This window comes from Herbaspirillum sp. GW822-FHT03A08 (assembly GCF_058801885.1).
The window spans coordinates 288,364-301,325 of the sequence record NZ_JBXANR010000004.1; the positions used below are offsets into that span (position 1 = coordinate 288,364).

The 12,962-nt window shown below is 60.6% G+C and carries 6 protein-coding genes; 4 read left to right on the forward strand and 2 right to left on the reverse strand.

Features of this window, described 5'->3' with window-relative positions; all coding sequences use genetic code 11:
- The first annotated feature begins 35 nt into the window (after positions 1-35).
- Genes AC1RN6_RS14545 through AC1RN6_RS14555 form a run of 3 tightly spaced genes read left to right on the forward strand, consistent with a single transcriptional unit; the run spans position 36 to position 8,624 of the window.
- Entirely contained in the window at positions 36-3,107 is a 3,072-nt protein-coding gene (locus tag AC1RN6_RS14545) for a ShlB/FhaC/HecB family hemolysin secretion/activation protein (protein WP_493006151.1), read from the forward strand.
- Between the two features lie 8 nt (positions 3,108-3,115).
- Positions 3,116-7,090 (forward strand): beta strand repeat-containing protein, encoded by a 3,975-nt coding sequence (locus tag AC1RN6_RS14550; RefSeq protein WP_493006152.1) that lies wholly within the window; start codon positions 3,116-3,118, stop codon positions 7,088-7,090.
- The gene (locus AC1RN6_RS14555; protein ID WP_493006153.1) at positions 7,077-8,624 is read left to right on the forward strand and encodes an argininosuccinate lyase; all 1,548 of its coding nucleotides are present in this window, start codon (positions 7,077-7,079) and stop codon (positions 8,622-8,624) included. The genes AC1RN6_RS14550 and AC1RN6_RS14555 overlap by 14 nt, the downstream gene beginning before the upstream one ends.
- A 99-nt stretch (positions 8,625-8,723) precedes the next feature.
- Here AC1RN6_RS14555 and dctA read toward each other — a convergent pair whose 3' ends face one another.
- Positions 8,724-9,965 (reverse strand): C4-dicarboxylate transporter DctA, encoded by a 1,242-nt coding sequence (dctA, locus tag AC1RN6_RS14560; RefSeq protein ID WP_493006154.1) that lies wholly within the window; start codon positions 9,963-9,965, stop codon positions 8,724-8,726.
- Positions 9,966-10,322: 357 nt separating this feature from the next.
- Between dctA and AC1RN6_RS14565 the strand changes: the two genes are divergently transcribed.
- Positions 10,323-11,249 (forward strand): LysR family transcriptional regulator, encoded by a 927-nt coding sequence (locus AC1RN6_RS14565; RefSeq protein WP_493006155.1) that lies wholly within the window; start codon positions 10,323-10,325, stop codon positions 11,247-11,249.
- A 1-nt stretch (position 11,250) separates the two neighbouring features.
- On the opposite strand, the gene AC1RN6_RS14570 is transcribed toward AC1RN6_RS14565, so the two are convergent.
- Complete coding sequence (locus AC1RN6_RS14570) at positions 11,251-12,927, reverse strand: sensor domain-containing diguanylate cyclase (RefSeq protein ID WP_493006156.1); 1,677 nt, start codon at positions 12,925-12,927, stop codon at positions 11,251-11,253.
- Positions 12,928-12,962 lie beyond the last annotated feature (35 nt).

Here is a 12,962-nt window from a genome sequence, read left to right on the forward strand (position 1 = left end):
CCGCGTAAAAAATAGAATAATCAGGAGACAGGGAAATGAAAAAACCGCGTTTTGCCACGCATCGCCATCGTCGACAGATGCTGGCAATGCAAGTATTGACCATGCTGGCCGCGGCGCCGGTAGCGGTCTATGCCCAGACGCCGCCGAGTTCCGGCAGCATCTTCGACGCCAACCGCCAGCAACTGACACCTACCGACCGTGAGCGCCTGCAGCAGCAGGACCAGGGACAACCGCGCCAGCGCGTACAGATTGAAAAAGAAACCCAGGACACCGACGATGCTGGTGCTGCAGCGACGCAACAAGCTGCGGTGAGCATCAAAGTCAGCAGCTTCGCCCTGAGCGGCAACGCCTCGATCGACGACGCCGCACTGCAAGCAGAACTGAGCGAATTCGTCGGGCAGGAACTCGACTTCAACGGGCTGCGCAAAGCCGCCTCGCGCATCACCAATCTCTATCGTGCTCACGGCTATCTGGTGGCGCGCGCCTACTTGCCTGCGCAAGAAATCCGCGACGGCAAGGTAGCAATTGCCGTGCGCGAAGGCGTCATCGGCCAGGTCATCGCCGACACCGACAGCAACGTGCGTCTGGACAAAAGCATCATCCAGCGCTTCCTCGATGAACTCAAACCCGGCGCTGTCATCCGCGAGAGCGAACTGGAAGGCACGCTGCTGCGCCTGTCCGATATTTCCGGCGTGTCGGTGCGCGCCCTGCTGCGTCCGGCCTCAGTCGCCGGCGCGACCGACATCGTACTCAAGATCAGCGAGATGACTGCGATCACCTCGCGCGTCTCCATCGACAATTACGGCAACTACTACACCGGCGCCAATCGCCTGTCGGCCAATATCAACCTGAACGATGCCCTGGGTCTGGGCGAGAGCTTCGGCATCAATACCCAGAATTCGTTTGAAGGCCTGCGCATCGCCGGTCTGAGCTTTGCGCTGCCGCTCGGCAGCAGCGGCGTTTCCATCGGCGCCAGCATCGCCGAACTGGAATACAACGTCGGCAAGAATCTCAAGGATGCCCAAGCCAGCGGCTCGGCAAAAGTATCGAGCTTCTTCATCAACGACTCGCTGTACCGCAGCCGCAAGGCCAACGTCAATCTGTCGCTGGCGGCCGAATTCCGCCACTTCCAGGACATCACCTCGGCCACTGCGGTAAACAAGTCCGCGCGCTTCTGGAGCGCCACGCTGTACGGCGACTGGCGCGACAACCTGTTCGGCGCGCAAGGCAACAACAGCTGGAGCGTGCGCTACGGCCGCGGCCAGCTCGACAAGGAAACACCCAACGATGCCGCGCTCGACGCCATCACCTCCAAAGCCGCCGGCAACTACGAGAAAACCAATATCTCCTACAGCCGCCTGCAACAACTGGGCGGTGGCTACTCGCTGCTGGCGGCGGTCAACGCACAATATGCCAACAAGAATCTGGATGCCTCAGAAAAGATGAGCCTGGGCGGTCCCAACGGCGTGCGCGCTTATCCGGTCGGCGAAGCCGCCGGCGATGAGGGCGTGCTCGGCCGCGTGGAGCTGCGCAAGCTGATCGGCGTCTATGGAAACACGGTGGTCGAAGGCGCGCTGTTCGCCGATGCCGGCCGCGTCACCGTCAACAAGTCGCCGTGGGACACGACACAGAATTCGCAGTCGCGCTCCGGCTACGGCGTCGGCATCAACGTGTATAACAAGGACCTGGTCTTCAACGCCAGCGCCGCCTATTCGCCGGGCGTCAATCCGACCACCGAGCAACGCAACGCGCGCCGTCTGTGGGTGTCGGTATCAGGCTCGCCGCAAGCCTTCTCCAGCTTCGGCTCCGACACCACCGGCAAGGGCGAAGACTTCGAAGAACCGGAAACCGCCTTCGTCATCTACGGCTCGCTCGGCCTGGTGCCTGAATTCGTACACCGCGACGGCGCCACGGCGGCAGCCGCTGCCGACCAAAGCAAGCTGGCTACGCCCAATGGCCGCAACATGCCGGGCTTCTGGCGCGTGCGCGACAACGTCTCCTACATTGGCGCCCACAGCGGCATCCAGCTGTACGATCAATGGAAGTTCCTGTGGCAGCTGGAAATGGGCCTGTCGCTCAACTACACCAACCGCAGCGCCGAAGCCGTACCGGACTGGACCCACTCGCAAGACCTGCGCAACACCGGCGTCGCCTTCGCCAATCCGTCGGCGGGCACGCTGATGTACGGCCGCTGGGATACGCCGATGAAAGAAAGCACAACTTCTTTCGATCCCTTCCAGGGCCTGACCAGCGCCGCCCACTACAACATCATCGGCTCACCGGGCTTCGTCACCAGCATCACCAAGAACTCCGGACCGGTCGGCGACGCCATCAATTCCAACAACGACGACGCGGCCTTCAATCGCCGCCAGGACGGCCTGATCGGCTACTGGTCGCCGAAGCTCTATGGCTTCCAGCTCAAGCTGGCGTATTCCAACAACGGCATGAAGGCAGCCTCGGACGTCGCCACCGGCTATCTCTACGGCGGCAGCCTGTCATATGAGAACGGCGGCTTCTCGGCGGTGTTCGCGGCGGAACAGCACATCAACTATTTCGGCATCGCCAGCCTGGGACGCGACGCGCGCGGCGTAGGCAGCAGCACGCACGTAACCGCAGGCACCTCGTCGAGCGACTTCAGCTTCCGCTACGGCGTCGCCTACGATTTCGGCAAGACCAAGGTCTCGCTGATCGCCGACGACCTGTCGTATTCGGAATCGGGTGTGATCAACAACAGCACCACGTCGAGCGACTTGTCCAACTATCGCCGCCGCGCCTACATGCTCGGCATCTCGCATCAGATCGGCGCACTGGAATTGCGCGCCAGCTACGCCAAGGCGCTGGCCGGCGACTGCAGCATGATCGGCGGCAGCACCTCCGGCAACGTCAAATGTTCGACCGACGGCATGGGCGCCACATCGCAGGCGATCGGCTTCTCTTACAAGTACAGCAAGCAGACACGCTTCTTCGGCCAGTACGTGGTCTTGCGCAATGAAGCGCTGGCCAACTACAACTTCGCCGTCTCCGGCGTGCTCGGCGCCACCGGCCTTTCGCCCGGCGTCGGCACCACCATCCGCGCCCTCGGCGTGGGCGTCAACTACACTTTCTGAGGCCTGTCATGACAACGATGAACAAGCTCACCCGCGCCGGCGCTCATGCCAACATTCATGCAAGCGTCCGCAAGAAAATCAACCCGGCCCTCAAACCGGCCTGCGTCGCCGTCCTCACCGCCTGGTGCGGCCTGACGGTACTGCCGGCGCATGCGCTGGACACCGGCGCCTTGCCGACCAACGGCCAGATTACTGCCGGCAGCGGCAGCATCGGCCAGAGCGGCAACACCATGACGGTCACGCAAACCTCCGACCGCATGGCGGCGACCTGGAACACCTTCAACATCGGCAGCAATGCGACGGTCAACTTCGTGCAGCCGACTTCCTCTTCAGTCGCGCTCAATCGCGTGACTTCGGGCGATGCCTCGCAGATCCTCGGCCAGCTCAACGCCAACGGCCAGGTCTACCTGATCAATCCCTCCGGCATCCTGTTCGGGGCCGGCTCCTCGGTCAACGTCGGCGGCCTGGTCGCCAGCACGCTGAACATTTCCGACGCCAACTTCATGGCCGGCAAGAACATCTTTGAAGCGGAAGGCGCAGGCGGCTCGATCATCAATCAAGGCAACATCACAGCGGCCGACGGCGGCTATGTCGCGCTGCTTGGCGCGCAAGTTCGCAACGAAGGCAACATCGTGGCTCGCCTCGGCAGCGTAGTGCTGGCCGCAGGCGAAAAGATGTCGCTGGACTTCAACGGCGACGGCCTGATCAATGTTGAAGTCAGCAACGCCACACTCAACGCCAACATCGTCAATCAAGGTTTGCTGCAAGCCGATGGCGGCGCCGTCATCATGACGGCACGCGCGACCGATGCCATGCTGTCTAACGTCGTCAACAACAGCGGCGTGATCGAGGCACGCAGCCTGCAGAGCCGTAATGGCAGCATCCTGCTCGATGGCGGTGATTCCGGCATCGTCGCCAACAGCGGTACGCTGAATGTGTCCGGCGTCAACGCCGACGAGACCGGCGGCACCGCGAAGGTATTGGGCCAATACGTCGGCCTGTTCGACGGCACGCGCATCGACGCCTCCGGCGATGCCGGCGGCGGCACCGTGCTGGTCGGCGGAAATTATCAAGGCAGCGGAACCGAACGCCAGGCCGAAGCGGTCTACATGGGTGGCGACGCCACCATCAAGGCCGACGCCATCCACAGCGGCAACGGCGGCTCGGTGGTGCTGTGGTCGACCGGCAGCACACAATTCTATGGTGATATCAGCGCGCAAGGCGCGGGCACGACAGGGCGCGGCGGTTCGGTGGAGACTTCGGGGCATGATCTCGAAGTCAACGGACTGGTGCATTTGGGTGCAACGTCCGGACTGGGCGGCGACTGGCTGATTGATCCCTACAATATCAATATCACCAGCGCGGCCAATGCTACCGGCGCTACCTCGACAGCGCCATTCACATCGAGCGGAGCCTCCAGCTCCAATCTGAGTTCTGCGACACTCAATGCCTCGCTGTCGGAAGGCGCCAACGTGCGCGTCTATACCACATCGGTGGGCGGCACTTCGGGCGACATCAACGTGCTCGATGATGTCAAGGCGGTCGGCAATGCGACACTGACCTTGCAGGCGCATCGCAACATTGTGATGACCAATCATTCGATCAGCAACGCCACCGGCAAGTCACTGAATGTCTCGCTGTTCTCCAACTTCAATAATTCCGGCAACGGTTCAATTGCGCTGACCAACAGTACAATCTCCACCAACGGCGGCTATCTGACCATGAGCGGCGGCCTGGATCCGACTACCGGTTCGGCCGGCACCGCCGTCAACAGTACCTCGGCCATCCTGATCAGCGGTTCGACGCTCAACACCAACGGCGGCAACGTTACCATCCGCGGCGCCATCGCCAGCAATGTGACCACCAATAGCAGCGCCGTGCAAATCACCGGTTCGACCGTCAATGCCGGCGGTGGCAGCATCACGATTCTTGCCAATCAGTCCAGCACAACCAGTACCGGGGACGCCTTCATCCTCACCGGCGGCAGCAGCGTCGTCACCAACGGCAGCGGCTCGATCAGTATCGACAGCACCAATCTCGGCAATGGCAACGGCACGCGCATTTTCAGCACCAATAACACCATCGCTGCGACCGGCTCGGGCAACGTCACCATCAGTGGCAATGCGACATCCGGCTTCGGCGTGCTGGTGTGCTCGACTGCCGCTACGTCGTCGCAGACAGTTACTGTCGGCAGCGGCAACCTGACGGTCAAGGCAAACAGCGGCGGCTTCGCCGGATCGAGCCGCGGCGTCTACCTGGCTGCCAGCGGTACCGGCTCCGTTGTCCTGAACTCAACCGCTGGCGGAACTATCAATGTCAACGGCAGCAGCACAGGCAGCTACGGCACGGTGCTCAACTCCACCGGCGCCAGCTCGCAAATCAGCATCACCACGGCAGGCGACATCAACATCAACGGCACCACTTCCGGCGGTACTACACCTGCGCTGGCGTTGATTTCTTCCGGCAACGGCACCAGCTCGGCTGCCGGTTCGCAGGTCAATGTCACCAGCAGTGCCGGCAACATCACGCTGACGGCCAACAATAACGTGATCAACAATTCCAGCGGTTCGTTCAAGGCATTGTCGCTGGATGTCGGCGGCCAGTACGCTGCAGTAAATATCAAGACCACCACCGGCAACATCAGCCTCAACGGCACCAGCGCATCCGGCCGCGGTGTCGACATCGCGCCGTCGGCGCTGAATGCGGTCGTCAATATCGGCTCCAACAGCGGCAACATCGCCATCAACGGCAATAGTACCAACAGCTTCGGCGGCTACGGCATCTTCTTCAATTCGACCGGCAGCGCTATCGGCGTGAACGTCACCACTGTCAGCGGCGACATCACGCTGCGCGGCGATTCCGTCGGCACATCGGATGCGATCGCGTTGGGCGGCAGCGGTACCGCATCGGTCAACAACATCTCGTCGCAAGGCGGCAACATCACGCTCAACGGCAATTTCCATTCGCCCAATGTGCCTGAACTGGATCACGGCATCGCGATTCTCGGCGTGACCAATAAGATCCAGACCACCGGCTCCGGCAATGTCACGCTGATCGGCAACGCCGCCGATCAGGGCGACGGCGTGAGCCTCTACAGCAGCGGCAATGCGTTGTTGAGCGTAGAGAACGGCGCCTTGAGCATCACCGGCAGCAGCGTGTACGGGGACGGCATCAGCGTGCTGACCGGCACCAGCGTCATCCGCGCCACCGGCAGCGGCTCGGTCAGTCTGACCGGCACCTCGGTCAACGCCGGCGGCATCACGATCTATCCGTCGACCAACACCAGCAGCGCCGTCATCTCTACCAATACCGGCAAGCTAGCCTTGACCGGCACCAGCGGCGGCGCATCAAGCACGGCCGGCATCACCATCCGCAGTCCAGGCTCGGGCGCGGCGGCAGGCGTCAAGATCCAGTCCAACAGCGGCGATATTGCATTGACCGGCAAAGGTAACGGCGCCGGCGAAGGTATTGCCTTTGTCGGCAGCAGCACCAATGGTTTCAACACGGTGAGTACCGGCGGCAGCGGCAACGTGACGGTCAACGCCACCAGCAATGGCTCCGCCGGCCTGCGTTTCAACGGCGGCACCAACACGCTGCAGGTAAGCGACGGCATCCTGTTCCTCACCGGCATCGCCCCGAACGGCGCACCGCTGGCCCAGGCGGGTGACGCCACCTCCTTCGCCGCCATCGGCTCTGGCGTGGTCATCATGAATTTTGGCAAAGGCATCAGCAACACCCTGACCAATTCGGCGACTGCGGCAACCACTGCGGCGCTGCAAACCGATCAGACTGCCAACGCCTGGAATCGCCCGAGCGGTAACAGCAACGTGTTCTCGCCATTCAATGAAAGCGCGCGCCGCATGAACATCGAACTGGCCTCCGCCGGACCCGCTGCTGCTGCCACCGATGCGCCAACCGATTCTTCATCTGCTTCAACTCCGACCAACACCAGTACTCAAGGTAAAGACAATGATGCTGACTAAATCCTCCTCTCTTCGCGCCGTGCTGCCGCGCCACACAGCGCGCATCGCAAAACTGGCGCTGGTGCCGCTGGCGCTGATGACCTTCGGCGCCGCCGTAGCGGCCGACAAGAAACCGGCCTATCACGATGCCTTTTACTTTCTCGGCGAGATGAACAAGGCGTCGACCGTGATGGTGATCGAGAACAAAATCGTGCCGCCCGATCTCGGCAAGAAGATCGTCTCGGCCGTCGACCAGGTCATCAAGAACGGCGACCAGCCGGGCGCCAAGCGTCCTGCCGATTACCTGCAATACGAACCGCTGATCCTCGCCATCGCCGGTCCTGACGGTTCGCGCATGCACTCCGGCCGCAGCCGCCAGGACATCCTGTCGACCAACCGCCGTCTGATGCAGCGCGAACGTACGCTGGACCTGATGGATGCGATGAACAAGTCGAAGGCGGAAGTGCTGGAGCTGGCCGAGAAAAATCTCGACACCATCGTGCCGGCCTACACCAATGGCGTGCAGGCGCAGCCGACTACCTTTGCCCATTATCTGCTGGCGTTCTCCTCAGCTTTCGGCCGCGACAGCGCACGTCTGCAGGAAGCCTACACGCGCCTGAACCTGAGTCCGCTGGGCGCCGGTGCGCTGGGCACATCGAGCTTCCCCGTCGACCGCAAGCGTCTGGCGGAACTGCTGGGCTTCGACGGTCCGATTGAAAACTCCTACGACGCCGCGCAACTTGGCGCGCTCGATCAGGGTGTGGAGCTGGTCAGCCTCTGCAGCAATGCCGCGCTGACCATCGGCATCCTGATGCAGGATTTCCATACGCAATACCATCAGCCGTACCCCTGGATCATGATCCAGGAAGGCCGCCTCACCGGCACCAGCAGCATCATGCCGCAGAAGCGCAATCCCTACGGCCTGAACGTGCTGCGCCTGCAAGCCAGCGACATTGTCGGCGGCGCCATGACCTTCCAGCTGGAGGCGCACAACGTCTCGCCGGGCATGCCTGATTACAAACGCGATCAGGTTGAGAAAACCTTGGAACTGACTTCCAACGCCTTCATCAAACTGGCCGATCTGCTGGACAATCTGGTGATCGACAAGGACCGCGCGCTGCAGGAAGTGGACGCAGACTATTCAACCACCACCGAACTGGCCGACATCCTGCAACGCGATTCCGACGTACCGTTCCGCGTGGGCCATCACTTCGCGTCGGACCTGGTGACCTACGGCCGCACCAACAAGATGAAGCCTGCGGATATTCCCTTCGACGTCGTACAGCAGATATATACCGAAGCTGTGAAAAAGTTCGACTTCGAACGCACGCAATTCCCGCTGACGCAGGAGCAGTACAAGAAATCGCTGACGGCACAGAACATGCTGGCATCGAGCAAGGGACTGGGCGGTCCGCAACGCGCAGAAGTCATGCGCATGCTGGGCGTCGAAAAAGCCAAGCTGGACAAGGACATGACGTGGGTGCAGCAGCAGCGCCAGAAACTGGCGAAGGCGTCGGCTAACCTGGATCAGACGTTCTACAAGCTGGGCAAGTAACGGAGTAAGTGAGTAAGTGAAGAAGCAAGAAGTTGTAACCTGGTAGGAAGGATTTGTCCCGGCATTGCCGGGACTTTTTTATTGCGGCGATGACAATGACTAAGACAGCGCCTGCGCCATCGCCTTGCGGTCCAGTGCCTTATCCCACGCACACACCACCACGCAGGCGAGACAATTACCGATGACATTGCTCAGCGAGCGGCATTTCATCAATCGTTCCACACCCAGCAGCAGCACGATGCCGCCGACCGGAATGATCTGCAAAGTGCTCAGCGTTGCCGCCAGTGCGATGAAGCCGGAACCGGTCACGCTGGTCGCTCCCTTTGACGTCAGCATGGCAATCGCCAGCAGCGACAGTTGCTGCCATACGTTGACCTCGATCCCGCCCGCCTGCGCCAGAAACATCGCCGCCATGGTCAGATAAATATTGGTGCCATTGAGATTGAAGGTATAGCCGGTCGGCAGCACCAGCCGTACGACGGCTTTGGAGCATCCCATACGCTCCATCTTTTCAATCAGTCCCGGCAGTGCAGCCATTGATGATGTAGTGAAAAATACCAGCGACAGCTCTTCCTTGATGTAAGCGATCAGACGAAAAATATTCACCCCCGCCACGCGCGCGATCACGCCCATCACCACACAGACGAACAAAATGCTGGCGATATAAATCGCGCCGACAAAATGCAGCAACGGCAGCACCGACGCCATGCCATAGCGCCCGATGGTGTAGGCCATCGCACCAAATGCCGCCAGCGGCGCGACTTTGAGTATCAGGTTGATCATGCCGAACAGGATGCGCAGGATCCCCTCGATGAAGCCGGTCACGCTGCGTCCGCGCTCGCCCTGCCGCGCCAGCGCGACACCGAACAGCACCGCCAGCAGCAGAATCTGCAAGCTGCTGTTGCGCAGGAAAGCGTCGATAAAGCTGTTCGGGATGATGTTCAGCAAAAAGTCGGCGACGCTGGTGGTGGTCAGCTTTGCTGCGTACTGCGTGCTGTTCTCTGCCAGATGCGAGAGATCGAGATTGGAGCCGGCGCCGGGTTGCAGGATATTCGCCGCCAGCATGCCGAAGCCGAGCGAGACGAAAGTCATGATCTCGAAATACACGATCGCCTTGCCGCCCACCTTGGCGGCATGCATCTTGTCCTGCATGCCGGCGATGCCCAGCACCACCAGCGCGAACATCACCACGCCGATCAGCATGCCGATCAGACGCACGAAGCCGTCGCTGAGGGGCTTCATCTGCACCGCCAGATGCGGGTCGAGATGGCCGAGCAGGATGCCTGTCGCGATGGCGATGAGCATCTGGACGAAGGCGTTCTTGTAGAAGGCTTGCTTCATTTTGGGTGCCTGGCGAGGGCGGTCTCCGGGTGTTGTTTTTGGGTTTTGGCGTCGTATTGAGGCGATCTTGTCTTGGGGGAATTTTATCTTGTTTGAGGTGGTTGGCGGGGGTGGTGGGAATTAGGGGTATCCGCAATTGCGGGTTGGGGAATTGTTTTGTGTTTCGTTCCGGCCTGGCTTCTCCGGTAGCTTCAGCTTTTCTTTCTTCGGACAACCGTGCCGGGGTAGCCCGGCGAAGGATTGATCGAAGAAAGAACAGCATTCATCAACGCACAACGAGCAAGTCGGAACACAACACCGCCAGATGTAAAATGTATCCACTCCCTCATCTCAAAACTAAAAAGAGATCTCCAAAAAATGGAACTCCGCCACCTCCGCTACTTTCTCGTAGTCGCCGAAGAACAACACTTCACCCGCGCCGCAGAGCGTCTGGAGATGCAGCAGCCACCGCTCAGCCATCAGATCCGGATGCTGGAAAAGGAGCTCGGCTTCGACCTGTTCCGCCGCCACCCCAAAGGCGCAGAGCTGACGGCCGGCGGCGTCGCCTTCCTCGAAGAAGCCAAGTCCATCCTGCGCAGCGTCGAACTGGCCTCGGCCAAGGCCGCGCGCGCCGCGCAGGGCTTTGAAGGCACGATGATCATCGGCTTCACCAGCTCCGCCGCAGCGCATCCGCTGATCCCCGGCATCATCCGCGCTTACCGCGATGCTTATCCTGGTGTACATCTCGATCTGCGTGAAGGCAATGCCGCGGAACTGACCGAAGACATCGATGAAGGCAAGGTCAATCTCGGCTTCCTGCGCTCGCCGGTAAGCCAGCCGCGCGGCATCGGTTTTCATCAGTTGCTGGATGAGGAGATGCTGCTGATCCTGCCAGTCGGACATGCGCTGCTGGAGAAACAGCAGAAGAGTGAATTGCCTGTCATCTCGATCAAGGCGCTGGCGGATGAGCAATTCATCCTGGTACGGCGGCATGGTGCGCCGGGGATGTATTCCAATCTGATCGAAGCCTGCGAGAACGCGGGTTTTGTGCCGCGCATCGCGTCGGAGGTCGAGCGCATGCTGACCAATATCAGTCTGGTGGCCGCCGGCGGCGGGATCTCGGTGGTGCCGGCGTCAATGAAGAACTTTCATCGCGACAGCGTGGTGTACTGCCGTATCCGCGATGCGCGCCCGGCACTCGTGGCGCCGATCACTCTGGTGAACCGGATCGCCAGCATTTCGCCGGCAGAGAAAAATTTCCTCGATCTGGCGAAGAAATTCACGCAGCAATACAAGAAGGCTTGAATCAGCCTCTGGACGGCGGCAAGTCGGAACTGCTGCGTATGCAATCCCGGCCTTCGCTCTTGGCGAGGTAGAGCGCCTTGTCGGCCGCACGCAGCAACTTATCGGACGCATCGACATCGCGGATCGGCACGAAGGCGCTGACGCCGGCGCTGATGGTGACGATGCCCGCTTCATTGCCTTCATGCAGCAAACCAAGCTGGCGTACGGCGACGCGTACGCGCTCGGCCACCGCCATGGCGCCGGCTTCATCGGCGCCGGGCAACAGGAGAGCCACTTCTTCACCGCCATAGCGCGCCATCAGATCGCCCGGACGCGCCTGATGGCTTTTGATGACACGGCCGATCTTGCGCAGGCACTGGTCACCGGCGAGATGGCCATAGATATCGTTGTATTGCTTGAAGTGATCGACGTCGATCATCACCAGCCCCAGCGAATCGCCGTTACGCATGGCGCGGCTGAATTCTTCGTGCAGGCTGAGATCGAACTGGCGGCGGTTGGCCAGCCCGGTAAGATCGTCTTCCAGCGCCAGCCGTTCGAGTGCCTTGTTCATGCCTTCCAGGTTCACACGCGCCTGGTCGAGCGCGATGTCGGCATCCTTGCGTTCCCGCATGAGCGAATTGAAGGCGCTGCCCAGATCGCCGATTTCATCTTCGCGATACGCCAGCGGCACTTCGTCGTAGCTCTTGGCGGCGCGAATTTTTTGAATGTGGCCGTGCAGCTGATGCAAAGGATCGATCAGGCGCGACATGATCAGCCAGGCCAGCCAACCGGCGACGAAGGCCAGCGATAGCGACACCAGCAAGGCACGTTTCTGAATTTCCCGCACCGGCTGAAAAGCATCTTCCTGCAGATAGATGGAGCCGATGATCCAGTCCGTCGACGTCATGCGCTTGAAGCCGAACAAGGCCGGCTGATTGTTGCGGCTGACGCCTTCCATGCTGCCCTCGAATCCCTGCAACGCGCGATCGGTGCCGCCGCTATTGCCGCCGATGCTGTTGGCATGCTGCAGGATGCGCCCCTTGTCGATGTGATCGACGATGATGCCCTTCGAGGTCAGAACGAAAATGAAGCCGTTTTTGCCGACTTTGGTGTTGGTGAACTGGCCGAGAAAATTGGCTTGCTGCAAGTCGACGCTGCCGACGAACACCATCGCAACATCGCCGCGGTCATCCAGCACCGGCTCGGTCATGAGTACGATGGCGCGTTGTGAAAGCTGGCTGCGCAAGGGTTCGGAAATGACCCCGCGTTTTTGCTCCAGCGTGCGCCGCATGTATTCCCGATCGGCAACATTGAATTTGCCAACCGCGCTTTTGTCGATGAAGTTGCCGATCAGATTGCCGTCGGCGTCGAAGACCGAGAAGTTAAAGAACATGTCGGTCAGGCTGGTATGGCTGGCCAGATAGGTCTGCAACTGCTGATGGTCGTGATAAGCCGAGGCCGGCAATCCCTGCGACAGTGAGCGCAATGTAATGCGGCGGGTGTGGAAGCTTTCGTCGAGCGCCGTGGCGATCATCTTGATCGTTGTGTACTGCTGGTCGCCGATCAGATGCTTGATGTCGCGCTTCATGATGTAAAGCGAAACGGAAACAATTACCGCAGTCGTGACCAGAACGGCGGCAACCACGACCATGATGACCTTGGTCTTCAGCGTCCATTTCACTGGCAACAGATTGCTCAAAATTTTTTTCTTCTCGGAAATAATGATGATGCGCG